At 68.6% G+C, this 24,795-nt stretch carries 27 protein-coding genes; 20 read left to right on the plus strand and 7 right to left on the minus strand.

From position 1 onward, the window contains the following. Positions 1 to 1,016 (minus strand): uroporphyrinogen decarboxylase (gene hemE / locus VKZ87_RS03705; protein WP_324219902.1); only part of this gene is annotated, 1,016 nt, incomplete at its 3' end. A 462-nt stretch (positions 1,017 to 1,478) separates the two neighbouring features. Between hemE and VKZ87_RS03710 the strand changes: the two genes are divergently transcribed. The 8 genes from VKZ87_RS03710 (at position 1,479) to VKZ87_RS03745 (ending at position 8,017) form a co-directional block, all read left to right on the plus strand. Continuing rightward, the gene (locus tag VKZ87_RS03710) at positions 1,479 to 2,339 is read left to right on the plus strand and encodes a pyruvate, water dikinase regulatory protein (RefSeq protein WP_324219903.1); all 861 of its coding nucleotides are present in this window, start codon (positions 1,479 to 1,481) and stop codon (positions 2,337 to 2,339) included. Further along, positions 2,336 to 2,932 carry a Maf family protein gene (locus VKZ87_RS03715; protein ID WP_324219904.1) on the plus strand — a complete coding sequence of 199 codons (597 nt, stop codon included), beginning with the start codon at positions 2,336 to 2,338 and terminating at the stop codon, positions 2,930 to 2,932. Before VKZ87_RS03710 ends, VKZ87_RS03715 begins: the two co-directional genes overlap by 4 nt. 10 nt (positions 2,933 to 2,942) lie before the next feature. After that, positions 2,943 to 3,788: a shikimate dehydrogenase gene (locus VKZ87_RS03720; RefSeq protein ID WP_324219905.1), complete on the plus strand. Its 846-nt coding sequence runs from the start codon at positions 2,943 to 2,945 to the stop codon at positions 3,786 to 3,788. Between the two features lie 60 nt (positions 3,789 to 3,848). Continuing rightward, positions 3,849 to 4,118 (plus strand): type II toxin-antitoxin system prevent-host-death family antitoxin, encoded by a 270-nt coding sequence (locus tag VKZ87_RS03725; RefSeq protein WP_324219906.1) that lies wholly within the window; start codon positions 3,849 to 3,851, stop codon positions 4,116 to 4,118. Continuing rightward, on the plus strand, positions 4,115 to 4,486 hold the full coding sequence (locus tag VKZ87_RS03730) for a type II toxin-antitoxin system VapC family toxin (protein WP_324219907.1): 372 nt from the start codon (positions 4,115 to 4,117) through the stop codon (positions 4,484 to 4,486). The genes VKZ87_RS03725 and VKZ87_RS03730 overlap by 4 nt, the downstream gene beginning before the upstream one ends. After that, entirely contained in the window at positions 4,480 to 5,094 is a 615-nt protein-coding gene (coaE, locus tag VKZ87_RS03735; RefSeq protein WP_324219908.1) for a dephospho-CoA kinase, read from the plus strand. The genes VKZ87_RS03730 and coaE overlap by 7 nt, the downstream gene beginning before the upstream one ends. Next, positions 5,087 to 5,791 (plus strand): DNA polymerase III subunit epsilon, encoded by a 705-nt coding sequence (dnaQ, locus tag VKZ87_RS03740; RefSeq protein WP_324219909.1) that lies wholly within the window; start codon positions 5,087 to 5,089, stop codon positions 5,789 to 5,791. The genes coaE and dnaQ overlap by 8 nt, the downstream gene beginning before the upstream one ends. Before the next feature lie 99 nt (positions 5,792 to 5,890). Then, positions 5,891 to 8,017, plus strand: coding sequence for a hybrid sensor histidine kinase/response regulator (locus tag VKZ87_RS03745; RefSeq protein WP_324219910.1), 2,127 nt, complete (start codon positions 5,891 to 5,893; stop codon positions 8,015 to 8,017). Positions 8,018 to 8,026: 9 nt separating this feature from the next. On the opposite strand, the gene VKZ87_RS03750 is transcribed toward VKZ87_RS03745, so the two are convergent. Then, positions 8,027 to 8,620 carry a PAS domain-containing protein gene (locus tag VKZ87_RS03750; RefSeq protein WP_324219911.1) on the minus strand — a complete coding sequence of 198 codons (594 nt, stop codon included), beginning with the start codon at positions 8,618 to 8,620 and terminating at the stop codon, positions 8,027 to 8,029. A 6-nt stretch (positions 8,621 to 8,626) separates the two neighbouring features. Then, on the minus strand, positions 8,627 to 9,136 hold the full coding sequence (gene secB / locus VKZ87_RS03755) for a protein-export chaperone SecB (protein WP_324219912.1): 510 nt from the start codon (positions 9,134 to 9,136) through the stop codon (positions 8,627 to 8,629). 335 nt (positions 9,137 to 9,471) lie between these two features. On the opposite strand from secB, the gene VKZ87_RS03760 reads away from it, so the two are divergent. The 4 genes from VKZ87_RS03760 (at position 9,472) to VKZ87_RS03775 (ending at position 12,435) form a co-directional block, all read left to right on the plus strand. Then, positions 9,472 to 10,143 carry a Tim44/TimA family putative adaptor protein gene (locus VKZ87_RS03760; RefSeq protein WP_324219913.1) on the plus strand — a complete coding sequence of 224 codons (672 nt, stop codon included), beginning with the start codon at positions 9,472 to 9,474 and terminating at the stop codon, positions 10,141 to 10,143. 10 nt (positions 10,144 to 10,153) lie between these two features. Then, on the plus strand, positions 10,154 to 11,347 hold the full coding sequence (locus VKZ87_RS03765) for a murein transglycosylase A (protein WP_324219914.1): 1,194 nt from the start codon (positions 10,154 to 10,156) through the stop codon (positions 11,345 to 11,347). A gap of 73 nt (positions 11,348 to 11,420) precedes the next feature. After that, positions 11,421 to 11,975, plus strand: a complete 555-nt coding sequence (locus VKZ87_RS03770) for a GNAT family N-acetyltransferase (RefSeq protein WP_324219915.1) — start codon at positions 11,421 to 11,423, stop codon at positions 11,973 to 11,975. 172 nt (positions 11,976 to 12,147) lie between these two features. Next, positions 12,148 to 12,435: a hypothetical protein gene (locus VKZ87_RS03775; RefSeq protein WP_324219916.1), complete on the plus strand. Its 288-nt coding sequence runs from the start codon at positions 12,148 to 12,150 to the stop codon at positions 12,433 to 12,435. 72 nt (positions 12,436 to 12,507) lie between these two features. Here the strand turns inward: VKZ87_RS03775 and VKZ87_RS03780 are convergent, their stop codons facing one another. Both VKZ87_RS03780 and VKZ87_RS03785 read right to left on the minus strand, forming a co-directional pair. After that, a complete protein-coding gene (locus VKZ87_RS03780) occupies positions 12,508 to 13,662 on the minus strand; it encodes a nucleotidyltransferase family protein (protein ID WP_324219917.1) in 1,155 nt (384 codons plus the stop codon). Beyond that, the gene (locus VKZ87_RS03785; protein ID WP_324219918.1) at positions 13,635 to 14,768 is read right to left on the minus strand and encodes a PqqD family peptide modification chaperone; all 1,134 of its coding nucleotides are present in this window, start codon (positions 14,766 to 14,768) and stop codon (positions 13,635 to 13,637) included. Before VKZ87_RS03785 ends, VKZ87_RS03780 begins: the two co-directional genes overlap by 28 nt. 277 nt (positions 14,769 to 15,045) lie before the next feature. Here VKZ87_RS03785 and VKZ87_RS03790 point away from each other — a divergent pair, with 277 nt between their 5' ends. The 5 genes from VKZ87_RS03790 to VKZ87_RS03810 all read left to right on the plus strand — a co-directional run bounded on the left by VKZ87_RS03790 (position 15,046) and on the right by VKZ87_RS03810 (position 19,778). Further along, the gene (locus tag VKZ87_RS03790; RefSeq protein ID WP_324219919.1) at positions 15,046 to 15,870 is read left to right on the plus strand and encodes a (Fe-S)-binding protein; all 825 of its coding nucleotides are present in this window, start codon (positions 15,046 to 15,048) and stop codon (positions 15,868 to 15,870) included. A 1-nt stretch (position 15,871) separates the two neighbouring features. Then, positions 15,872 to 17,332 carry a LutB/LldF family L-lactate oxidation iron-sulfur protein gene (locus VKZ87_RS03795; RefSeq protein ID WP_414655619.1) on the plus strand — a complete coding sequence of 487 codons (1,461 nt, stop codon included), beginning with the start codon at positions 15,872 to 15,874 and terminating at the stop codon, positions 17,330 to 17,332. Then, positions 17,329 to 18,021, plus strand: a complete 693-nt coding sequence (locus tag VKZ87_RS03800) for a LutC/YkgG family protein (RefSeq protein ID WP_324219920.1) — start codon at positions 17,329 to 17,331, stop codon at positions 18,019 to 18,021. Before VKZ87_RS03795 ends, VKZ87_RS03800 begins: the two co-directional genes overlap by 4 nt. Next, positions 18,002 to 18,589, plus strand: a complete 588-nt coding sequence (locus VKZ87_RS03805) for a Smr/MutS family protein (RefSeq protein WP_324219921.1) — start codon at positions 18,002 to 18,004, stop codon at positions 18,587 to 18,589. Before VKZ87_RS03800 ends, VKZ87_RS03805 begins: the two co-directional genes overlap by 20 nt. 109 nt (positions 18,590 to 18,698) lie before the next feature. After that, positions 18,699 to 19,778, plus strand: coding sequence for a M14 family metallopeptidase (locus VKZ87_RS03810; protein ID WP_324219922.1), 1,080 nt, complete (start codon positions 18,699 to 18,701; stop codon positions 19,776 to 19,778). Here VKZ87_RS03810 and VKZ87_RS03815 read toward each other — a convergent pair whose 3' ends face one another. Beyond that, positions 19,779 to 20,489 (minus strand): transporter substrate-binding domain-containing protein, encoded by a 711-nt coding sequence (locus VKZ87_RS03815; RefSeq protein ID WP_324219923.1) that lies wholly within the window; start codon positions 20,487 to 20,489, stop codon positions 19,779 to 19,781. Positions 20,490 to 20,601: 112 nt separating this feature from the next. Here VKZ87_RS03815 and VKZ87_RS03820 point away from each other — a divergent pair, with 112 nt between their 5' ends. From VKZ87_RS03820 to VKZ87_RS03830, 3 genes are all read left to right on the plus strand, one after another. Beyond that, the gene (locus tag VKZ87_RS03820; protein WP_324219924.1) at positions 20,602 to 20,952 is read left to right on the plus strand and encodes a helix-turn-helix domain-containing protein; all 351 of its coding nucleotides are present in this window, start codon (positions 20,602 to 20,604) and stop codon (positions 20,950 to 20,952) included. Between the two features lie 166 nt (positions 20,953 to 21,118). Then, a complete protein-coding gene (locus VKZ87_RS03825) occupies positions 21,119 to 23,284 on the plus strand; it encodes a VTT domain-containing protein (RefSeq protein WP_324219925.1) in 2,166 nt (721 codons plus the stop codon). Between the two features lie 23 nt (positions 23,285 to 23,307). Further along, complete coding sequence (locus VKZ87_RS03830; RefSeq protein ID WP_324219926.1) at positions 23,308 to 24,051, plus strand: endonuclease/exonuclease/phosphatase family protein; 744 nt, start codon at positions 23,308 to 23,310, stop codon at positions 24,049 to 24,051. Positions 24,052 to 24,054: 3 nt separating this feature from the next. Here the strand turns inward: VKZ87_RS03830 and VKZ87_RS03835 are convergent. Beyond that, positions 24,055 to 24,795 (minus strand): SDR family oxidoreductase (locus VKZ87_RS03835; RefSeq protein WP_324219927.1); only part of this gene is annotated, 741 nt, incomplete at its 5' end.

The following is a 24,795-nucleotide window of genomic DNA, read 5'->3' on the forward strand; positions in this document are numbered from 1 at the left end:
GTTTCCGGCACGATGCCGTGGCCGAGGTTGAAGATGAAATTGCGCTCGGGAAACGTGCGCAGCAGGCGGTTCACCGCTTCCGCCAGCGCCAGGCCGCCGACCACCAGCAGTCGCGGGTCGAGATTGCCCTGCACCACGCTGCGGGGCCACAGATGGTCGCGCGCCCAGCCCAAGGGCACCGTGTAGTCGAGGCCGATGGCATCGGCGCCGGTGGCCTGGGCATAGCCGTCATACATGGCGCCGGCGCCGCGCGGGAAGGCGATCACCGGCAGCTGCGGATATTTCTCCTTCAGCCGGGCGATGATCCGGCGCACCGGCTCGATGCAGAAGCGGCGGAACTCGGCCTCGGGCAGCACGCCGGCCCAGGTGTCGAAGATCTGCACGACTTCGGCGCCGGCCTCGACCTGGCGTTCCAGATAGGCGCCGGTCGCCTCGATCAGGATGTCCATCAGCGTCTGCAGGCCGAGCGGGTTGCCGAAGGCCCAGGTCTTGGCCGCCGCATGGTCGCTCGAGCCGCGGCCCTCCAGCATGTAGGTCGCCACCGTCCAGGGCGCGCCGGCGAAGCCGATCAGGGCACAGTCCTCGGGCAGCGCGGCCCGGATCCGGCCGACCGCCTCATAGACCGGCGCCAGCCGCTGGTGGATGCCGCGCGGGTCCAGCCGGGTCAGTTCGGCATTGCCGCGGATCGCATCCAGCACGGGACCCTCGTTCTCGCGGAAAGCCAGGTTCTGGCCCAGCGCCTGGGGGATGAGCAGGATGTCGGCGAACAGGATGGCGGCATCGAAGCCGAAGCGCCGTATCGGCTGCAGGGTGACTTCCGTGGCCAGTTCCGGATTGTAGCAGAGATCGAGGAAGCTGCCGGCCTTCGCCCGCGTCTCGCGGTATTCCGGCAGGTAGCGCCCGGCCTGGCGCATCATCCAGAGCGGCGGCCGCTTCGAGGGCAGGCCGGCCAGGGTGCGCAGGAAAGGCTTGGTCGGGGTCTGGGGGCTTTGGGTCTGGGCGCTGGACGGGGACACGGCTTGGCCTGCTGGCGGGTGGATGGACGGGGTGCAGGCCCCGCAGAACGCGGCGCCGGACTTATCCTTTTCTATCATATTTAAATATTAAAAGAGATGTGGGGGCAGTAGCGGCGTGTTTAACGGGGATAAGATTCCATCGGCCGGCTCTCCCGAATCTTATCCCTCCCGCCGCCGGCGGCCGGGCGCGGCGGGGCGCCGGCGGGACAAGTGGCGGATAACTTCCGCCTGTGGCCGGTTCGGGGCCACGGACCGGCTTATTCACAGCGGCGGAAAGACGGGGATAACGGGGATGGTGACCGCTTTATGTCAGCCTCGTGTCATGTCCCCGCTTTCCACAGGGTGAAAAGAAAAAACTGTCCCCTTCTGACAGGTCGGTTGCATGAAAACCGGCTTGCGGGCATGAAAATGACGGCCTCCGGGCGAAACCCCGGCTTACGCACCTTATCCACGGGATTCGACTTGCCTTCCGCCCCGCCGAAAACAGTCCGGCCGCATATCCATCTGGTCTCCGATGCGACCGGCGAGACCCTGAAATCGGTCGCCAAGGCGGCGCTGGTGCAGTTCCAGAAATCCCAGGAGGAGGTCGAGGTCCATACCTGGGCGCTGGTGCGCAAGCCGCTGCAGATGGAACGCGTGGTCGAGGCGATCGCCGCCATGGGCGGGCTGGTGCTGTTCACCGTGGTCGACCAGCAGCTGCGCGAGATCCTGATCAAGGGCTGCGCCAGCGCCCGGCTGCCGGTGGTGCCGGTGCTCGATCCGGTCATCCATGCCTTCGGCAAGTATCTCGGCGAGAAGGCGCAGAACCTGCCCGGCCGCCAGCACGAACTGGACGCGGAATATTTCCACCGCATCGACGCGATGCATTTCACCATCGCCCATGACGACGGGCAGCATCTCGGGGATCTCGAGAAGGCCGATATCGTGCTGGTCGGCGTGTCGCGTACCTCCAAGACGCCAACCTCGATGTATCTGGCCAATCGCGGCTTCAAGACCGCCAACGTGCCGATCGTGCCGGGCCTGAGCATTCCCGCCGAGCTGGAAACCCTGAAGCAGCCGCTGGTGGTCGGGCTGACGACCTCGCTGGACCGGCTGGTGGCGATCCGCCGCACCCGGCTGGTCTCGATGAACCAGGGCGAGACCTCGTATATCGACGAGGACCATGTCCGCGAGGAACTCGCCATGGCGCGCAAGCTCTGCGCCAAGCATAACTGGCCGATGATCGATGTGACCCGGCGCTCCATCGAGGAGACCGCGGCCGCCATTCTCAATCTCCATGCGCGCCGCGAAGAGCAGCGCCGCCAGCAGGATCCGAAACGATGACTCTCGTGCTTGCCTCGGCCAGCGCGTCGCGCGCGGCCCTGCTGCGCCGCGCCGGGCTGGAATTCGACATCCGCCCGGCGCGCATCGACGAACAGGAAATCCGGCTGTCGCTGAAGGCCGAAAGGGCTTCGGCGCGGCAGGCGGCGGAAGCGCTGGCCGAGCTGAAGGCCCAGCGCGCCGCGCGCACCGACGATGGCGAGAGCTTCATCATCGCCGCCGACCAGATGCTGGTCTGTGACGGCATCTGGTACGACAAGCCGGCCGACATGGCGCAGGCGCGCCGGCAGTTGCAGGCCCTGCGCGGCAAGACGCATGACCTGACCTCCGCCGTGGTGCTGGCGCGCGGCGGCAGCATCATCTGGCGCCATGTCGACGTGGCGAAGATGACCATGCGCGACTTCAGCGACGGCTTCCTCGACGCCTATCTGGCGCAGGCCGGCGACGCGGTGCTCGGCAGCGTCGGCTGCTACCGTCTGGAAGGTCTCGGCGTGCAGCTGTTCAGCCGCATCCAGGGCGATTTCTTCACCATCCTCGGGCTGCCCCTGCTGCCCCTGCTCGACATCCTGCGCGAGAACCGGGTGCTGCGCCAATGACGAGCATACCGTGAGCGGCGACATCATCATTCCGCGCGCCGGCGTGATCGGCTGGCCGGTGGCGCATTCGCGCTCGCCGAAGCTGCACGGCTTCTGGCTGCGCCAATACGGCATTGCCGGCCGCTACGACCGTCTGCCGGTGCCGCCGGAAGATCTCGCCCGCTTCATGGCCGCGCTGCCGAAGGAGCCCGGCTTCCGCGGCATCAACGTGACCCTGCCGCACAAGGTGGCGGTGCTGCCCTTCCTCGCGGAGATCGACAGCGTGGCCCGACGCATCGGGGCGGCGAACACCATCGTGGTGCGCGAAGACGGCAGCCTGTGGGGCAGCAACACCGATGCCTTCGGCTTCATCGAGAGCCTGAAGGCCGATGCGCCGGCGGGCTGGACGGCCGCGGCCGGCCCGGTCGCCCTGCTCGGTGCCGGCGGCGCGGCCCGGGGCGTGATCGTTGCCCTGCTGGACGAAGGCGCGCCGCAGATCCGGGTGATCAACCGCTCCCGCGAGAAGGCCGAGGCCCTGGCGGCCGAATTCGGCCCCCGGCTGCAGGCGGTGGCCTGGGACGAGCGCGCGGCCGCCCTGGGCGGCGCCGGCCTGCTGGTCAACACCACCTCGCTGGGCATGCAGGGCCAGCCGCCGCTGGAGATCGCGCTGGACGACCTGCCCGCGACGGCGCTGGTCAGCGACATCGTCTATACCCCTCTGGAGACCGACCTGCTGGCGCGGGCGCGGGCGCGGGGCAATCCGGTGGTGGACGGGCTCGGCATGCTGCTGCATCAGGGCCGGCCCGGCTTCGAGGCCTGGTTCGGCCGGGCGCCCGAGGTCGGGCCCGAGCTACGCGCCGCCGTGCTGGCCGATTGACGCGGTTAGCTAACCAGACTAAGCTAAACGCCGGAAGTTAGCTTAGCCAAGTATAAGCCATTGGCCATTCAGGTAAATATCCATGAGGCGAAAACCAGCCTCTCCCGGCTGATCGAAGCGGTGAAGCGCGGCGAGGAGGTCATCATTGCCCGCGCCGGCACGCCCGAGGTGCGGCTGGTGGCCGTCGGTCCGGCCGGGGAAAAGCCGAAGCGGCGCCAGTTCGGCGCCTGGAAAGGCAAGGTCTGGTTCGCGCCGGACTACGACCAGGCCGATGCGGAAATCGAGCAGGACTTCCATGCCAGCCCGATTATCCCGGAGGGCGGGCGGTGAGATTTCTCCTCGACACCAATGTCCTGGTCTGGAGCCTCGCGGAAACGCTGAAGCCGGACATTCTCGATGCCCTTGCCGATCCCGAGAATGAACTCTTCGTCAGCGACGTTTCCCTGTGGGAGCTGGCCATCAAGACCGGGCAGGGGAAAATCCGGATACCAGCCGACCTCGACGAGCAGATGGAGCGCCTGGAGATGAAAGCCGTGGCGATGAACCGGACGCATATTGCCGCATACCGGGAACTGCCGCCGCTCCACCGCGATCCCTTCGACCGGATGCTGGTCGCCCAGGCAAAGGTCGAGAACCTGATCCTGGTAACCCGGGACCGGCTGCTGGCGGATTACGACATCACGGTCCTGCCATGCTGAAAGTCGCGCTGACCGGATCGATCGGCATGGGCAAGTCCACCGTGGGCGGCATGTTCACCGCGCTGGGCGTACCGCTTTTCGATGCCGATGCCAGCGTGCACCGGCTTTACGAGAAGGGCGGCGCCGCGGTGGAGCGGCTGCGCGCCGCCTTCCCCGAAGCGGTGATCGATGATGCGGTGGACCGCACCGTGCTGTCCCGCCTGGTGCTGGGAAAACCCGAGGAGATCCGCCGCCTGGAGGCCATCGTGCATCCGCTGGTCGGGCAGATGCGGCAGGATTTTCTCGCCGAGGCCGAGCGCCGCGGCGCGCCCTTCGTCATCCTCGACATCCCGCTGCTGTTCGAGGGCGGCGGCGAGAACCGGGTCGACAAGGTGATCGTGGTCAGCGCGCCGGCCGAGATGCAGCGCGCCCGCGTGCTGGCCCGGCCGGGCATGACGGAGGAGAAATTCGCCGCCATCCTGGCCCGGCAGGTGCCGGATGCGGAAAAGCGCCGCCGGGCGGATTTTGTCGTGGACACCGGAATCCCGCTGGCGCAAACAGAGGAACAGGTGCGTCGCATCGCGGCGCAGCTCGGCGAACTGGCGAAGGGGAAGAGCGGCGATGCGTGAAGTGGTGCTGGATACCGAGACCACCGGCCTCGATCCGCGCGATGGCGACCGCGTCGTGGAAATCGGCTGCATCGAGCTGATCAACCACATCCCGACCGGAAAGCATTTCCACGTCTACATCAATCCCGAACGGCCGATGCCGGAAGAGGCCTTCAAGGTGCACGGCCTGTCGGACGAGTTCCTGAAGGACAAGCCGGTCTTCGCCGCCATCGCGAAGGATTTCTGCGAGTTCATCGGCGAGGATCCGCTGGTGATCCACAATGCCAGCTTCGATATCGGCTTCCTCAATGCCGAGCTGGCGCGGCTGGACGGCATGCCGCATATCGCCATGGAACGGGCGATCGACACGGTGCGGCTGGCGCGCGGCAAGTTCCCCGGCGCCCAGGTCAGCCTGGACGCGCTCTGCAAGCGCTTCAACATCGATCTCTCGGCGCGCATCAAGCACGGCGCGCTGCTCGACGCCGAGCTGCTCGCCGAGGTCTATCTCGAACTGGTCGGCGGCCGCCAGCAGGGTCTGGGGCTGACCGGCGCCGACGGCGACGGCCAGGCGCTGATCGCCCTGCCGCAGGTGCGCGGCCCGGCGCGGCCGCCGCGGCCCCATGCGCCGACCGAAGCCGAACTGGCCGCCCACGCCCAGTTCCTCGCCAAGCTGAAGGACCCCCTCTGGCTGCGCCAGGTCGCGGAAGCCGCTGATTGAAATCCGGTAACCATGGCGAATCCCGCCGGCCAGCCGCGGCAAACGGGTGATAGTCTGCCCGGCATGCCGGTCATCGGCATGCAGGGGTCCGGGACAAGCATGCGGCATACGTTACGGCTGAGCGCCGCGCTCTTCGCGCTCATCATTTTCCTGCTCGCCGGGCTGAACTGGCATGTCCACACCAATCTGCGCGACGAGGCGATCCGCAGCCAGGCCGCCGACCTGACGCATCAGGCCCAGGTCAAGGCGCAGGATGTCGACAACTCGCTGCAGGCGATCCGCTTCAAGCTCGAACAGCTGGCGCTGCAGGTGCAACTGCTCGCCGGCGACGACCGCGCGATCCATGCGGAACTGAAACAGGCGCAGCAATCCCTCGCCTATGTCCGCGCGCTGGCGGTCACCGATGCGGCCGGCATCCTGCGGCATTCCTCGCGCACCTTCCCGGCGCCGCGGATTTCGCTGCGCGACCGGCCCAACGTCGCCGCCCATCTGAACAGCAGCGACAGCACCTTCTTCTTCGGCGACATCTCGCGCAACCTGGTGGACCAGCGCTGGCAGTACGCCATGTCGATCGCGGTCCGCGACGCGGAGGGCCGGCTGGAATACATCGTCAGCAGCGTGCTCGATCCCTATGCCTATGCCGCGAGCTTCGCCGCCACGACGTCCGAAGGCGACTATGTGGCGCTGCTCGACCGCGCCTTCACGCTGATCGCCCGCTCGCCCTGGCGCGACGATCTGATCGGCGCGACGTTTCCCTGGGATGCCGCCCTGCAGCCCTTCGCCGCGAGCGGCTACCGGCGCCACAGCGGCATCTACGTGAACCCCTTCACCGGCGGCGAGCGGATCGTCGCCCTGCGTCCGGCCTTCGACGGCCAGCTGGTCATTACCGCCTCGCGCGCGCTGGAAGACGCGCTGGCCAACTGGCGCAGTCTGGCGACCATCATCAGCGCGATCTCGGCCGCCATCGTCGTTCTCGGCACCGGCATCGGTCTCGTCGCCTACCGCTTCCTGGCCCTGCGCGAGCGCGAGGCCGAGGCGCTGGCCGAACTCAACGAGGAACTGCTGGAGCAGACGGCGCGGGCCGAGCGCGCCGCCGCGGTGAAGGGCGACTTCCTCGCCACCATGAGCCATGAAATCCGCACGCCCATGAACGGCGTGCTGGGCATGGCGCAGGCGATGGAACGGCTGCCGCTCGACGACAATGCGCGCGATTACCTGAGCATCATCCGCGATTCCTCCGAAAGCCTGCTCGGCGTCATCAACGACATCCTCGATTTCTCCCGCATGGAGGCGGGCAAGCTGAAGATCGAGCCGGTGACGGTGCGGCTCGCCGCGATGCTGGAGGCGGTCGAGGCGCTCTTCGTGCCGGCCTGCGAGCAGAAGAAACTGGCCTTCCGCATCGAGATCGCGCCGGACACGCCGGCGGTGATCGAAACCGACCATATGCGCCTGCGCCAGATCCTGATGAACCTGATCGGCAATGCGGTGAAATTCACCGCCTCGGGCCATGTCCTGGTCTGGGTCGCGCCCGCCACCCTGCCCGACGGGCGCGCCGCGGTGCGCTTCGAGATCGAGGATACCGGCATCGGCGTGTCGCCCGAGGCGATGCCGCATCTCTTCGAACGCTTTTCGCAGGAAGACGCCTCGACGGCGCGCCGCTTCGGCGGCACCGGTCTCGGCCTGGCGATCTGCAAGCGGCTCTGCGAGCTGCTCGGCGGCCGCATCGGCTGCCGCAGCGAAAAGAATGTCGGCTCGGTCTTCTGGTTCGAGCTGCCGCAGGAACTGGCCCTGGAAGACGATCTGCCCGAGGCGCCGCCACCGTCGCGGCCCGTCGCGGCGGGCGACCGGCTGCGCATCCTGGCGGTGGACGACAACCGGGTGAACCGGCGCGTTCTCGAGGTGCTGCTGCAGCCCTTCGGGCATGCGCTCACCTTCGCCACCAGCGGCGCGGAAGCGCTCGGATGGATCGAGCAGCAGCCCTTCGACGCGGCGCTGCTCGACATCCACATGCCGGACATGGACGGGTTCGAGACGCTGCGGCGGCTGCGCCGCCTGCCCCATGGCCGGCATCTGCGCGTGCTGGCGCTCACCGCCGATGTGGTGCCGGAAGCGAAGGTGCGCTACAGCGAGGCCGGCTTCGACGACGTGGTCGCCAAGCCGGTGGTGCTGACGGCCCTGCTGGCGGCGCTGCAGCCGCAGCGCCGGGCCGTGGCGACGCAGGACTGACCGCGCGGATCAGGCCGGCGTTTCGATATCGGCGCAGCAGAAGACGACGTCGACGTTCTCGCCGTCGGACGACAGCGGCAGCAGCAGCGTGCCGCGTTCGCGCACCGGCCGCTGCAGCAGGCTGCTGCCCGCGTCCTGCGGACCGAGGATGGGATTGGCGTCGTAGACGGCGATGCGGCCCTCGATGACGATGCGGTAGTTCAGCAGCACCTCATCCTCGGTGTCGCCGAGATGGTGGCCGATGTAATTGCCGCGCACCGGCTGGCCGGTCGGGTCGCGGCCGCGCACCGCCACCTGTTTGGTGCCGACCAGGCGGTAGCGCAGGAAGGGCGGCTCCGCCAGCACGTCGGTCAGCACGATATAGGGCAGCAGATCGGGAATCTCGGTCGGATCGATGTCGCGGCGCGAGGGCATGGCGCGCCCGCCGCGCCGGGCGTTCCAGTAATCCCAGAAGCGCCGGATGCGCGGCGAGCACTGCGCCAGGAAGGCGGTGCCGAGCAGGCGCGGATGCGTCGAGCGCCGGATCGCCGCCGCCAGTGCCGGCGGCAGATCCGCGTCTCCGAGGCCGGGAGCGTCAAGCGGCGCGTCGGCAGGCCCCGGCATGGCGCATCAGGCGATATTCTGGTTCTGCTGCGCTTCCAGCTGCTTGCTGCGCTGGTACTGCTGCAGGAAGTCGATCGGATCGAGCATCAGCGGCGGCATGCCGCCGTCGCGCGTGGCATCTGCGACGATACGCCGCGCAAAGGGGAAGAGCAGACGCGGCGCCTCGACCAGCAGCAGCGGTTCGACATGCTCCTGCGGGATGTTGGCGACGGTGAACAGGCCGGCATAGTAGAGATCGACCACGAAGGCGGTCTCCTCGCCATGCTTGGCCTCGCAGAGGATGCGCAGGGTCACCTCGAACATGGTGTCGTTCACCCGTTCCGCCTGGGTGCCGACATTGACCGAGATCTGCGGCGCGCCGTTCATGCCGAAGGTGCGCGGCGCCATCGGATGCTCGAAGGAAAGATCCTTGGTGTACTGGGCGTTAAGGCCGAAGCGCGGCGCGGTATCGGCGTTGCCCTGCTGCGGATTACCCTGCTGCGGATTACCCTGGGGCGGAATGGCAGTATCGGTCATGACCGGCGGTCTCTCGCTGTTCGGCGTGGCAGTACACGCAGTGGAAATGGGAACGCAGAATGGATCGGGGCGGCCCGTCCCTAGCATGCTTTGGCGCCCGTTCACAACAATCTGGCGCCCGGCGGGTCTGCTGCGCCGCCGTCAGCTTGCAAAGCGGAACCGCGCGCCTATCTCTTGAAGGATCGGCGTAAAAACGGCCGCCGCCCGGATTCCGGGGGCGCGGCTGGACCGCCAGCGCCCCAGGGTCTAAGCTGCCTGTCAGTCGCGGCCGGGACGATCAGGCCGGTATGCCACGCGGAACGGGCGGAAATCAGCAGAGGTTACGGCTTTTCAGCATGGGTGAAGGCGGTTTTCAGTTCCTCGATATCCTGCTGCTCGGCGCCATCGCCGGCTTCATCGCCCTGCGTCTGCGCGCCGTGCTGGGCCAGCGCACCGGCCACCAGCAGCGTCGCCGCCCGCCCTTCGGCGGTCCCGAACCCGACGCCGACAAAAATCCTGACGAACGGGACAATGTGATCACGCTGCCGCGGCGCGACAGCGAGGCCGCGGTGCAGCCCGGCGACGAGAAGGTCGCCCGCATCCGCGCCGCCGATCCCAGCTTCGATGCCGCCGAATTCATGGGCGGCGCCAAGGCCGCCTACGAGATGATCGTCACCGCGTTTGCCGCCGGCGACAAGGACACCCTGCGTCCGCTGCTGTCGCGCGAGGTCTTCGCCGATTTCTCCGGCGTCATCGACGACCGGATCAAGCGCGGCGAGACGATGGAGACGACCTTCGTCGGCCTGCGCTCGGCCGAGATCGTCGACGCCCAGGTCAACGGCCGCATCATCGAGGTGACGGTGAAGTTCGAAAGCGAACTGATCAGCGTGACCAAGGATGCCCAGGGCCATGTCATCGCCGGCCATGCCAACACCGTCGAGCAGGTCACCGATATCTGGACCTTCGCCCGCGATGCCGGCTCGCGCGATCCGAACTGGACGCTGATCGCCACCTCCGCCCCGAACTGACGGAGCCTTCGTGCTGCGACCGCTTCTCGCTGCCGCCGCAGGATTCCTCTTTCTCGCCGGCTGCGCCGAAAAGCCGCCGATCGCCTTCCAGCAGAGCCGCTTTTCCGACCTGCCCGGCTACAGCCAGGACCGCATTTCCGAAGCCCTGCCGGCGCTCGCCCGCTCCTGCGCCCGGCTGCAGGCGCGCCGCGCCGACCAGCCGCTGGACAGCCAGTCGCGCTACGGCACGCCCGCCGACTGGAAGGCTTTCTGCACCGGCCTGACCGCGCTGCAGCCCGGCGACGAGGCCGGCCTGCGCCGCCTGATCGAGAGCGAGATGGCGCCCGTCGCGGTGCTCGGCGAGGGCAAGGCGGAGGGTCTCTTCACCGGCTATTACGAGCCGCTGGTGCGCGGCCATGTCCGGCGCGAAGGCCCCTACCAGGTGCCGCTCTACCGCCAGCCGCCGGATCTGGTGCAGGTGGATCTGGGCGAATTCCGCGACAGCCTGAGGGGCCAGCGCATTGCCGGCCGGGTGCGCGACGGCCGCCTGCGGCCCTACGAGGATCGCGGCGCCATCGAGGCCGGCGCGCTGCAGGGCAAGAACCTCGAACTGGTCTGGCTCGACGATGCCTCCGACGCCTTCTTCCTGCAGGTGCAGGGCTCGGGCCTGGTGCAGCTGCCCGACGGCAGGCTGAAGCGCGTCGGCTTCGCGGCGCAGAACGGCCACCCTTACGTGGCGCTCGGCAAGGTGATGATCGAACGGGGCCTGCTGCCGCGCGAGGATGTCACCATGCAGAGCATCCGCGCCTGGCTGCGCGCCAATCCGTCCGCCGCGCCGGAACTGCTGAAGCAGAATCCTTCCTACGTCTTCTTCCGCGAGCTGCCGCCGCCGAAGGATGACAGCGACGGGCCGCTCGGCGCCCAGGGCGTGGCGCTGCTGCCCGGCCGCAGTCTCGCGGTCGATCGCAGCCATTTCGCGCTCGGCATGCCGCTCTGGCTGGCCGCCACGCATCCCGATCCGCAGCCGCCCCATGGCGAGAAGCCGCTGCGGCGGCTGATGGTGATGCAGGATACCGGCGGCGCGATCCGCGGCGCGGTGCGCGGCGACGTCTTCTGGGGCCATGGCGCCGAGGCCGAGGCGATCGCCGGCCGCATGAAGCATCCCGGCCGCTACTGGCTGCTGCTGCCGAAGCCGGTGGCGGCGGCGCTGACCGCGAGCTCCTGACGGCTGCAAACCCGCTATGGCGGCCGGCGCCGCCATGCCATACTGTCGCGAAAAGACCAGCCTGCAGAGTCCCATGTCCTCCCAGCCTGCCCTGATCATCCGCCCGTCGCGCGACGACGACATGCCCGCCATCACCGCGATCTACGCCCATCACGTGCTGCACGGGCTGGGCAGTTTCGAGGAAGTGCCGCCGACCGAGGAGGAGATGCGCCGCCGCCGCGCCGAGCTGCTGGATCGCGGCCTGCCCTACCTCACCGCCGAACTGGACGGCCGCGTGGTCGGCTATGCCTATGCCGGGCCCTACCGTCCGCGCATCGGCTACCGCTACACGGCGGAGGATTCGATCTATGTCGCGCCCGATGCGCCGCGCCGCGGCATCGGCCGTGCGCTGCTCAGCGACCTGATCGCGCGCATGGCGGCGCTGGGCTACCGGCAGATGGTGGCGGTGATCGGCGATACCGGCAACATGGGATCGATCGGCCTGCATGCGGCGCTCGGCTTCCGCGTCGTCGGCACGCTGCCCTCGGTCGGTTTCAAGCATGGCCGCTGGGTCGATTCCGTGTTCATGCAGCGCCCGCTCGGGCCGGGCGACACGACCCTGCCGGGCGAGCAGACCAGGCCCGGATAAATCCATTCCTGCCGCGCATTCCCTGTGGCCGGACGAGGCCAGGGTCACAGCGGTTTCCGGATCCGCGGACCGGAAGAGATCACCGCCGCGACAGGCCCGGCGATGGAAAGATGGTGGCGGTTGCACGCCAGCCGTGCGGCCATTCTTCCACCTCTCTCCAGGAGATGAACGAATGGACTCCAACAAAGAGGCGCCCGATGCCGCTCTCGAGGCCCGGCGCCGGTTCCTCGCCACCTGCGGCAAGTTCGCCATTGCCACACCGCCGGCGGTCAGCCTGATCCTGTCGCAGACCCGCAGCAGCTATGCCACCGCGTCTTCGGGCGGCGGTGGCGGTGGTGGCGGCGGCTGGGGCGGCGGCGGCCAGGGCCACAAGGGCAAATCCGGCCGGGGCCACAGCGGCGGCTTCAGCGGCGGCCATAGCGGCGGTCGTGGTCGCGGCCGCGGCCGCGGTCACAGCTGACCGCCGTCACGGCATCGATGCGGGCCGGAAGGCATCCACCTTCCGGCCTTCATTTTTTGTAGGGAAGAAGGGTCAGCCGGCCTTGAAGAGGCGCTGCAGGGTGGCGCCGGGATCGCTCTTGCGCAGGAAGCGCAGCGCATGGCGCAGGCGGCGCAGCAGCAGCGGCGAACGGCGCCCGTACAGGCCGTCCATGCGGTAGCGGGCGAAGGCGGCGCAGAGATTGCCCGCCGGCCGCAGCAGCGCATCCAGCCGCGGCCAGGCGATCCGAAGCAGGCAGAGCTCGTAATGCAGCCGGGCAGTGACCGGGCGCCGCAGCGGCAGGCGCGATGGCAGGCCGAGCAGTTTTTCCGCCGCCAGCGCATAGGCCTGCAGCGGCAGCGCGAGCCGGTGCCGCCGCAGATGCCGCGCGATGAAATCCCAGTCGATCTCGGCGTCGAAACGGCGCGCGATCAGCGCGTAATCGAGCAGCTGCCGCAGCTCGATGCGGCCATGATAGAACTGGCCGGTATAATGGATCTGCGCATGCAGCAGCACATGCAGCAGCAGGTCGGTCGGCGCCGGCACCAGGAATTCCGCGCCGTCAACCTGCAGCAGGCTGGCGCGCTGGCGCAGGCCGGCAGCCGGCAGCAGATAGGCGGCGTCGATCAGCTCGAAATGCAGGTCCACCGCGCCGGGATCGCCGGCACGGGCGAAATCGCCGCAGGCATGGTGGCCGTCGGGATAGCGCGCAATCGCCGCGTAGCCGAGCTGCTGCAGCACGGCGAAGGCGGCATCGGCCTGCTCGCGCGGAATCTGGAAATCGAGATCGCGCATCATGCGCAGGCCGGGATCGCCGGCCCAGTCGGTCCCCGGCAGATCGGCGAACAGCGCCAGCCCGCCCTTCAGCAGCATCGGCCGGATGCCGGCGCCGTTCAGCGCCCGCGCCAGTTCGATCGCCTGGTTGCGCAGGCAGACATTGCGCACGGCATTCTCGCCATGCAGGAAGGCGAGATAGGCGCGCACGTCCTCGGGCAGGTCGCCGAGCCGGATCGCATCGCGCAGCGAGACGTGAAGCGCCGGCGCCACCAGATGGTCGTTGGCCAGCGCCAGCAGCGCCACCCAGTCGATTTCGCCGCTGCGCCGCCGCGCGGCAGCCTCCGCGCCGCCGGCCTGCGGCCGCAGGGCGTCGGTGAGATGCCGCAGGGCGCGCCGGCGGGCAATCATGGCCGGCCGAGGCTGCCCAGGCATGCCACCGCTTCGTCCAGCGCGTCGAAATGCAGCTCGTAACAGTCGACCCGGCGCATCCAGTCGACCAGCCGCGTCACCTTGTCCGGATCGAGGCCGCCATCCAGCGGCAGGCACTGCATCAGCAGGCGGGTCAGCGCCTCCGGCCGCGGCAGCGGCGTGAGTTCGGCGCGCCGGCCCGGCTCGCGGCAGGGGAAAACCAGCCAGGCTACCGGCTGGCGGCAGTCGTCGGCGAGCCAGCAGGCCGGATCGGGCGTCAGATAGCGCACCAGCTTGCCGTCGAGGCGGTGATGCACCGGCAGGCGGTCCATCTGCGCGAAGCGGTCGCGCAGCAGGCTCCAGGCGCCGGATTTCAGGCAGATGGAGAAAGGCGCCGGCCGCGCCTCCAGCGTGTCGCGCGCCAGCACCACGGTATCGTCGCCGAACAGCGGATAACCGGCGGCGACGAGCGCCGCGCTCAGCGTGCTCTTGCCCGAGCCGGATTCCGCCGGCATCAGCAGGGCGCGGCCGCTGATGCTCACGCCGGCCGCATGGATGGCGCAGAAATCGCGGCTCAGCTCCAGCGCCAGCTCGATCAGGCCGGTCTTGACCATCGGCACGACCTGGCGGCGCAGGTCGCAGGTTTCGATCACCCGGTCGGCCAGCCGCAATTCGTAGCCGGCCGGCGTGGCGACCAGCTGCAGCATCAGCGCATCGCCCTCCGGCGCGGCCTGCAGCGGCGCCAGCAGCGGCGTCAGCTGTTCCAACACGTCGGGAATGGTGGTCTGCAGGCGGAAGCGGGTGCCCAGCAGGGCATAGGTGGCCGGCGCCGAGGCGGCGCCGAGGCTCAGGCCGGCATCGTCGAGCAGGCCGAGTTCGCTCCATTGCTGCATCACCTGCTCGATGCAGGCCTCGGCATCGGCGCGGCCGAGGCCGAAGGTGCTGTTCAGCCTGGCGGCGATCTCGGCCGGTTTCAGGCCGTCTTCCAGCAGGCACCAGATGAAGGCCGCCGTGGTGTTGAGCGAGAAGAGCTGCTGGCTGCCCGTCAGGAACAGCATGCCCGCGCCGTCGAGGAATTGCAGCGTGGCGCCGGGGCGAAGTCTGGGTGCTTCGCTTGTAAAGGCATTCATGGCAGAACCCCGAGATGCGCCGGCGGACGCAACTGCCGCCGGCCTGTCGGGCGCGATTAAACGGCGCGGAATGCCGGGGCGGTGTGAGGAGGGCGTGACCGGCAGGCGATGTCACCGGCGTTAACGGTCACCGTCCGCCCACCGGCGGCAACAGTCCCTCGCGGCCCTCCGCCTGCGGAAATTTGCCGCTGCAGGGCCGCACGCCTTCGCCGGGCGCGGCTTTTGCGCCATAGTGGTACGTATCAGGATTAGCGTGCAGTCCAGGGAGGCCAGCCCCATGACCGAACCGGCAAACCGGCCCGCTGCCGGGGAAGACCCGCGTGCCGGCGGGCGGAAACCGCGCGTTGCGCTGTTCGTCACCTGTCTGGTCGATCTGTTCCGGCCCAGCGTCGGCTTCGCCGCGATCAAGCTGATGGAAGACGCCGGCTGCCTGGTCGAGGTGCCGGAGGCGCAGGTCTGCTGCGGCCAGCCGGCCTACAATTCCGGCGACCGCCGGGACACCACCGCCATCGCCCGCCAGGTGATCGACGCCTTCCGCGGCTATGACTATGTCGTGGCGCCCAGCGGCTCCTGCGCCGGCATGATCCGGGACCATTACCCGGCGCTGTTCGCCGCCGAGCCCGACTGGAAGGCCCGCGCCGAGGACCTGAGCAGCCGCACCTGGGAGCTGACCAGCTTTCTCGTCGACGTGCTGAAGGTGGATGCGGTCTGCGCGCCGGCCCTGAACGCGAAGGTGACCTACCACGATTCCTGCTCGGGCCTGCGCGAGCTCGGCGTGAAGCAGCAGCCGCGCAAGCTGCTGGAGAGCGTCGGCGGCGTCGAGCTGGTGGAAATGAAGACGCCGGAGACCTGCTGCGGCTTCGGCGGCACCTTCTGCGTCAAGTACGGCGAGGTCTCGACCGACATCGTCTCGCGCAAGACGGAAGACATCAGGGAGACCGGCGCCGATCTGCTGCTGGCCGGCGACATGGGCTGCCTGCTCAACATGGCCGGCCGCCTGCAGCGCGAGGGCAGCAATGTGAAGGCGCGCCATGTGGCCGAAGTGCTGGCCGGCATGACCGACGTGCCGCCCATCGGGGAATCAGACGGCGGGGAGGCCTGACATGAGCATGCAGGTCACCGCCCAGCATTTCGAGACCAACGCGTCCAGAGCCCTGCGCGATCCCAACCTGCGCAAGGCGATGGGCATCATCGGCGGCGCCATGGCCAGCCGCCGGGTGGAAAGCGCCCGCGAGCTGCCGGAATTCGAGGCGTTGCGCGACGAGGGCGTGAAGATCAAGAACCACGTGCTGGCGCATATCGACCTCTATCTCGAGAAGTTCGAGGCGCAGGTGAAGGCGCGCGGCGGGCATGTCCACTGGTGCCGCACGCCGCGCGAGGCGCGCGAGACGATCCTGGCGCTGTGCCGCTCGCGCAATGCGCGGACGGTCACCAAGGGCAAGTCCATGGTCACCGAGGAGATCGGGCTGAACGCCTTCCTCGAGGAACAGGGCATCCAGCCGGTCGAGACGGATCTCGGCGAATACATCATCCAGCTTGCCCATGAGCCGCCGAGCCACATCATCGGCCCGGCGCTGCACAAGACGCGCGAGCAGATCGCCGATCTGTTCGAGCAGCATCACCCCGATTACGAGCTGCCGAACAGGCCGGGCGAGAAGGCCGGGCCGCGCTCCACCGAGCCGCAGGTGCTGGTCACCGAAGCCCGCCAGGTGCTGCGCGACCGCTATTTCCAGGCCGATGTCGGCATCACCGGCGCGAATTTCCTGATCGCCGAGACCGGCGCCACCGTGATCGTCACCAACGAGGGCAACGGCGACCTGACGCAGTCGCTGCCGAAGATGCATATCGTGGTGTCGAGCATCGAGAAGGTGATTCCGAATATGGAAGACCTCTCGACGATCCTGCGCATCCTTGCCCGTTCGGCGACGGGACAGGAGATGAGCGTCTACACGACCCTGTCCTGCGGTCCGAAGCGCAGCACCGATCTCGACGGGCCGGAAGAGTTCCATGTCGTGCTGCTCGACAACGGCCGCAGCGAAATGCTCGGCACGACCCTGCAGCCGCTGCTGCGCTGCATCCGCTGCGGCGCCTGCATGAACAACTGTCCGGTCTATCACTCGGTCGGCGGCCATGCCTATGGCTGGGTCTATCCCGGCCCGATCGGCGCCGCGCTGGACCCGCACATGATCGGGCTGGAGACGGCGCGGCATCTGCCGAACGCTTCCACCTTCTGCGGCAAATGCGAGGAAGTCTGCCCGATGCGGATTCCGCTGCCCGACATCATGCGCTGGTGGCGCGAGCAGGCGCATGAGAAGCGCATCGGTCCGGCATGGCCGCGCTGGGGCGTCGAGGCCTGGGCCTTCGCCGCGCGCAATCCCTGGCTCTACCGGCTGGGCAGCCGCATCGCCGTCGCGGCGCTGCACATGATGGGGAAGAAGAAGGGCGGCCGGTTTGCGAAACTGCCGCTGGCATCGGGCTGGACCGACGGCCGCGACCTGCCGGCGCCGCAGTCGCGCGACACCTTCATGGCGCAGTACAAGCGGCAGAAGGAGATGCGGCGATGAACTCCCGTGAGCGCATCTTTGCCACCCTGCGCGGCGGCCTGAAGGAGCAGGCGGCCGATCCCGCGCGCGCCGCCGCCGTGGAAGAGCGGATCGCGCGGCATCCGCGCAATCTGGTGCCGCAGCGGGCGCAGATTCCCCATGCCGAGCAGGTCGCCCTGTTCACGGCCAAGGCCGAGGCGCTGACCGTGACGGTGGATTCCGTGCCCGCCGCCGAGGACGTGCCGGGCAGGATTTCGGATTATCTCGCCAGACATAACCTGCCGCCCCGCCTGAAGGTGGCGCCCGACCCGCTGCTGCAGTCCCTGCCCTGGGGATCGCGGCCGATGCTGGATGTCGATTACGGCCCGGGGCGCAGCGAGGATCTGGTCAGCGTGACGCCGGCCTTTGCCGGCATCGCCGAAACCGGCACGCTGATGCTGTATTCCTCGCCGACCACGCCGACGACCCTGCATTTCGTGCCCGACCATCATGTAGTGGTGATGCGCGAAAGCCAGATCACCGGCACCCTGGAAGACGCCTTCCAGAAGCTGCGCGAAAAGCTGGGCGACGTGACCTACTGGCCGCGCACGGTGAATCTGGTGACCGGCCCTTCGCGCACGGCCGATATCGAGGGCGTGCCGGTGCTCGGCGCCCATGGTCCGCGGCGGCTGCATATCGTGCTGATCAGCGATGGCGACGCGGCGGATTAAGGCAAAGCCCGCGCCGCTGGTCCCCGATCAGGAGGTCTGGCAGGAAGTCGCCAGCAGCGTGAAGCCGCTGAAGCGCGGCAACGTGAAGCCGCAGCCGCTGGCGCCGCTGCCGAAAGTCTTCCGCCCCAAAGGGGCCAGCGTGGCGGCCTATACCAAAGTGGATGCGAGGGAGAAGCGGCCGCTGCTGCCGGGACGGCATGGCGAGCTGCCGGAGCTGCAGATGGACAAGCGGCTGAAGCAGCGCTTCCAGCGCGGCGCGCTGCCCATCGAGGGCCGCCTCGACCTGCATGGCCTGACGCTCGCCAATGCCGAACGCGCCCTGTCGAAGCTGATCCGCGACAGCCTCGCGCAGCAGAAGCGCTGCCTGCTGGTGATCACCGGCAAGGGCGCGCGCTCGGCCGAGGGTGCCGCGCAGGGCCGCGGCGTGCTGCGCGCCTGGCTGCCGGAATACCTGAAGCGCGGCCCCTGGCGCGAACAGATTCTTGGCGTCACGCCGGCGCGGCCGGAAATGGGCGGCACGGGCGCCTTCTACGTGCTGCTGCGGCGGCAGAGAGAGTCCGAGAAATAGGAAGTGTCGTGCCCGGGCTTGACCCGGGCATCCACGAGCCTTTTCCTCGGTCAACAAAGACGTGAATGGCGGGGGCAAGCCCGGCCACGACAAGTAAGGGATTACCTAGATGCACACCCATTTCTCCCCCGACTACGCCACCGCGCGGATCCGGTTCCTCAAGGCGGCGAAGGCCGCCGGCGCGAGCCTGGAGAGCATGCCGCATCCGCTGAAGGGCATCGCGGGCGAGGCCCTGTGCACCGATATCGCCTGGATCGGGCCGCGGGATGCCAGGGCGGTGCTGGTCACGGTGTCGGGCACCCATGGTATCGAGGGCTATTACGGCTCCGGCTGCCAGGTCGGCTGGCTGGAAGACGGCCATGCCGCGACGCTGCCGGCCGACACGGCCATGCTGCTGATCCATGCCAGCAATCCTTACGGCTTTTCCTGGGGCCGGCGGGTGAACGAGGACAATATCGACATCAACCGCAACTTCATCGATTTCGAGCATGCCGCGCCGCCGGCCAACCCGGCCTATGCGGAGGTGCATGACTGGCTGCTGCCGGACCAGTGGAACGACGCGGTCGCCGCCGGCATCCGGCAGAAGATCGCCGCCTATTACGAGCGCGTCGGCGCGAAAGCGGCCACGGCCGCCATCGTCGGCGGCCAGCACAGCCACGCCGACGGCATCTTCTACGGCGGCACCGGGCCCTGCTGGTCGCATCGCACCATCCAGGCGATCTGCGACAAGTATCTGCAGACCGCGCAGCGGATCTGCGTGATCGATTTCCATACCGGGCTGGGGCCGTTCGGCTATTCGGAGATGATCTGCCGCCATCCGCCGGGTTCGGAGAATCTGGAACTGGCGCGCCGCTGGTTCGGCGAGGCGGTGACCTCGCCGGCTTTGGGCCAGTCGGATTCGCCGATCATCGAGGGCAACCTGCGCATGGGCATCGTGCGCTTCTGCCCCCGGGCGGTGACGGTGGCGCTCAACATCGAAGTCGGCACGCTCAGCTCGGAAGAGGTGCGGCTGTCGGTGATCGCCGACAACTGGCTGCATCTGCGCGGCGACGTCTTCTCGCCGCTTGGCCAGCAGATCAAGAAACAGATCCGCGCCGCCTTCTATCCCGAGAGCGATGCCTGGCGGCAGCTCTGCTATCCGCGCGCGGTGGAGATCCAGAGCCAGGCGCTGGCGGGCCTTGCGGCCTGATCAGTGCACGCCCTCGCCGTCCCAGCGGCGCATGATCGCATCGAAGCGGCCGTCGCGCCGGATCCGCGCCAGGCCCGCGTTGAAGGCGGTGCAATGCGCGCGCTCGCGGAAGGCGACGCCGTAATGCGTCGCCGCGAAAAGCGGGTGCTCGACAACCTCCGGGGCGGGATCGAAGCCGGTTTCCGGCAGGCGCATCAGGTGCCGGACGATGCGGCGGTCGCCGATGATGACGTCGGTGCGGCCGCTGAGCAGCGCGCGGACCTGCAGCATCTGGTTGGCGATCTCGCGGTAGCGCGGATTGACCGCGCGGAGCGTGGCCACCTCGGGCCCCAGCACGTCGGAGGCATTCTGGAAGGCCACGACCTCCAGCGTGTGGAGGTCGGCGGTCGACGCAATGGCCAGCCGCCGCTGGCGCAGGCTGAACGCGGTATTGCGGTAGGCCAGCAGGGTCTCGCTCAGGCAGCCGGGCAGCTGCATGTCCGCATTGGCCGGCACGAAGGCCTGGCTGATGCCGCGGCGGAAATCCTCCGGCAGCCGGCCGAACGGCGCGATCTCGGCGCGCAGCGGCAGGCCGCCCGCCTCGGCCGCGGCCATGACCAGTTCGTATTCCAGTCCGGTCAGGCGGCCATCGGCCTGCTGCATCACATAGGGCGGCGCCAGCCGGAACACGGTGACGACGGGCTGCGCGACGGCCGGCCCGGCAATGGCCATCAGGACAGCCAGCAGAAAGAGGCAGCAGCGGGAATGGCACCTGGACACTGCCGGATAGTAGAATGACCGCCATGCGCGAACAATCGTCCTTCCGCAAGCCCGGTTTCTCCGCATGACTCCCTTCGGCGCCCGCATCCGCAGCCTGCGCCAGGCGCGCGGCATCAGCCTGAAGCAGATGGCCGCCGATCTCGGCGTCTCCTCCGCCTACCTCTCGGCGCTGGAACACGGCCATCGCGGCCGGCCCTCCTGGCTGCTGCTGCAGCGGATCTGCGGCTATCTCAACATCATCTGGGACGATGCCGAGGACCTCGCCGAACTGGCCAAGCTGTCGCATCCGCGCGTCACCATCGACACGGCGGGGCTGAGCCCGAAGGCGACCCTGCTGGCGAACGAGCTGAGCCGGCGCATCGCCGGTCTGGACGACGCCCGGCTCGACCAGCTGCTGAAGCTTCTGCGCGGCTAGGCGCCGCGCGCCACGAAAAAATACCATTCCGGTCACGGCCGCGCCGCCCCGCGTCGCCGTAGCGTTCTCTCCGGCCGCCGGATTCTCCGCTTTGCAGCCGAATCCGCCGTTGCGGTGTTAATGCACCGTTGGCGGAAGAACGGCGTCCGGAGGATCACCGGCGATCATGAGTCTGGATATCGAGGACAGGTCGATGACAGCGGAAGGCGGCGGGCATGCCCTGCTGGAGCCAGGCCGCAACGTCTGGCGCGTCGAGACGGCCGGCCGTGTCGCGACCTTGGTGGATGCGGCGAACTACTACGGCGCGCTGCGCGACACACTGCGCCAGGCGCGCCATTCGATCATCATCATCGGCTGGGACATCGACAGCCGCACGCCGCTGGTGGGCGCGGATGGCGAGACCGGCGACGACCTGCCGCGCAATCTCGGCCCCTTCCTGACCGAACTGGTCACCCGCCGGCCCGAGCTCTCGGTCAAGCTGCTGCTGTGGGACTACTTCGCGCTGTATTCCTTCGAGCGCGAGAAGATGCCGGCGCTGACCCTGCAGTGGACGACGCCGCCGCAGATCGAACTCTGTCTCGACAAGATGCTGCCGATCGGCGCCTCGCATCACCAGAAGGTGGTGGTGGTGGATGACTGCGTCGCCTTCGCCGGCGGCCTCGACCTGACGATCAAGCGCTGGGATACCTGCGACCATGCGCCGGACAACCCGCTGCGCTGCGATCCCGCCGGCGAGGCCTACCAGCCGTTCCATGATGTGCAGATGATGGTGGACGGCGATGCCGCGCGGGCGCTGGGCGATCTGGCCCGCGAACGCTGGCGGCGCGTGACGTATGAGACGCTGCAGCCGATCCGGGCGGAGGCCGATTGCTGGCCCGAAAGCGTCGCGCCCGAATTCCGCGATGTCCCGGTCGGCGTCGCCCGCACGCACCCCTCCTACGGCGCCGAGCCGGAGATCCGCGAGATCGAGAAACTGTTTCACGACCAGATCGAGCGGGCCGAACGCAGCCTCTACATCGAGAACCAGTATGTCACCTGCCTGACCGTGGCCGAGAAGCTGGCCCGGCGCCTGCGCGAGCGGCCCGGGCTGGAAGTGGTGATCGTCGCGCCGCGCGTCTACCAGTCCTGGATCGAGCAGCAGAGCATGCTGGCCGGGCGCATCCGCTTCATGCGGCATCTGCAGGAGGCCGGCCTGGCCGACCGCGTGCGGCTGCTGGCGCCGGTGATCGGACCGCCCGATGACGCCACCGACATCAAGATCCATTCCAAGCTGGTGATCACCGACGACCGCCTGCTGCGGATCGGTTCGGCCAATCTGTGCAACCGCTCCTTCGGCCTCGACACCGAATGCGACCTGGTGCTGGCGGCCGAAAGCGAAGAGCAGCGCGCGGGTGTCGCGGCGACGCGCAACCGCCTGCTGGCCGAGCATTGCGGCGCCAGCCCCGAAGAGATGGCGGCTGCGCTGCAGCAGCATGACGGTTCCCTGTTCGCCGCGCTCGACGCCCTCGCCGGACGTGAGCGCCGCCTGGTGCCGATCGACGATTCCGCCCTGCAAAGCGAACTGTTCACCCAGCTCGGCCTGGTGGCCGATCCGGACGGGCCCATCTCCGTGGAGGAACTCTTGCACGATCCCAAAGCCGATCCGCCGCGCGAGAGCCGGCTCGCCGGTCTGATCAAGATCGGACTCGTCATCCTCGTGGTGGTGGCGCTGGTGCTGTCCTGGCGCTACACGCCGCTGTCGGAATGGGCCTCGACCGAGAATATCGCCAACCTCTTCGGCCAGGCGGCGGCCTCGCCCTGGGCATTGCCCATCGTCATCGGCATCTACGCGGCGGCCAGCCTGGTGGTGTTTCCCATCACCCTGCTGATCGCAGCAACGGCAGCCGCCTTCGGCACCTGGCAGGGGCTGCTGTTCGCCACGCTCGGTTCCATGGTCAGCGCCATGGTGACCTATACGGCGGGCCGCAAGCTCGGCGCCCGCATGCTGCGGCGCTATATGGGTCCGCGCATGAACCGCGTCGCGTCGCGGGTGAAGGATAACGGCATCCTCGCCGTCACCATGCTGCGGCTGATGCCGACGGCGCCGTTCACCCTGGTCAACATGATTGCCGGCGCGACCAAGATCCGCGTACTCGACTACACCATCGGCACGTTTCTGGGCCTCGCCCCGGGCATTCTCGCCATGTCGGCGCTGGGCGGCCGCATCATGAATGTGCTGCGCGACCCGACCTTCCTCGACGTGGCGATCTTCGTTGCCATCATGATCGCGTGGTTCGGCCTCTCCTTCCTGCTGCAGACGGCAATGACCCGCTTCCGCAAGGCCGAGGCGTGAGTACGGCGTTGCCTGCGGTCCGGATGCTGACCTGGAACCTGCATGCCGGCGTCGGTCCCGATGGCCGCTACGATCTCGGTCGTGTCGTTGCGTTGGTGCAGAAGCACGATCCCGACATCGTGGCGCTGCAGGAAATCGATTCCCGCGGCCGCGGCGAATCGCCTTTCACCTTCCTTGCCCAGGCGCTGGGCAGCCATGCCGCGGAAGCCCGGACCATCGTGGCGCCGGACGGCTATTACGGCCATGCGCTGATCAGCCGCTGGCCGCTCGGCGAAGTGGCGATCCACGACATCTCGGTGTCGCGGCGCGAGGCGCGCTGCGCGATCGAGGGCACGGTCGCCACGCCGTACGGCCCGCTGGACATCGCCTCCGTGCATCTCGGGCTGAACTGGCACGAGCGGCGCGAACAGGCGGCGATCCTGGCGGCAATGGCCGGCACGACGCGCCGCACCAGTGTCATGCTGGGGGATTTCAACGACTGGTTCGTGTTCGGCACGGTGCGCCGCGGCCTTGCCGCCGTGCTGCCCGGCCGCACCAAGCTGCGCACCTTTCCGGCACGCTGGCCGCTGCTCATGCTGGACCGCATCTATGTCCGTCCGGCCAGCGCGCTGGTGCGCTACTGGACCGACCGCGAGGCGCGGCTGGTTTCCGATCATCTGCCGGTGATCGCCGATATCCGCCTCGATACCGGCCTCGATCCGGGCCAGCCGGGCCCGCAGCCGCTCAGCGTGCTGGAACCCGAACCGCTGCTGCCCGCCGAAACCTGAGTCCTACACCCGCTTCGGCTGCGGCCGCGGCTGTGCCAGCCGCATGCCGCTGTCGACCAGCAGGGTCTCGCCGGTGACGTTCGGCGCCGAAACCAGGAAGAAGACGATGCTCTCGGCCACATCCTCGGGCCGGTTGGTGGTCTGCAGGGGCGCATGCGCCTGCCAGTTCGCCTGCGCCGCCGCATAGGCCGCTTCGCCCATGCCCTGCTTCAGCCATTCGCCCTCGACGAAGCCGGGGCAGACCGCGTTGATGCGCACTTCCGGCCCCAGCACGCGGGCAAGGCTGAGCGTCATTCCGTTCAGCGCCGCCTTGGAGGCGACATAGGCGATGGACGACCCGGTGCCGTAGACGCCGGCAACGGAAGAGACGTTGACCACCGCGCCGCGGGTGGCGCGCAGATAGGGCTCGGCGGCGCGCACCATCTGGAACGGTCCGATCGTGTTGACGGCATAGACGCGCTGGAAATCCTCGGCGCTGAGCCCGGCGAGATTCCGGTGGGTGACGAATTTGGTCGTGCCGGCGTTGTTGACCAGGTAATTCAGGTGGCCGAAATGCGCCACGGTCTCGTCGACCACGCGGCGGCAATCGGCATCGTCGGCGACATCGCCCTGGACAAGGAAGGCCTCGCCGCCCAGCGCCTCGCATTCGGCGCGCACGGCTTCCGCCGGTTCGCGGCTTTTCGAGAAGTTGATCGCCACCGCGCAGCCCCGGCCGGCCAGCAGCCGCGCCGTCGCCGCGCCGAT

Origin of the sequence: Ferrovibrio sp. (genome assembly GCF_035304305.1) — a bacterium.
Taxonomy (GTDB): domain Bacteria; phylum Pseudomonadota; class Alphaproteobacteria; order Ferrovibrionales; family Ferrovibrionaceae; genus Ferrovibrio.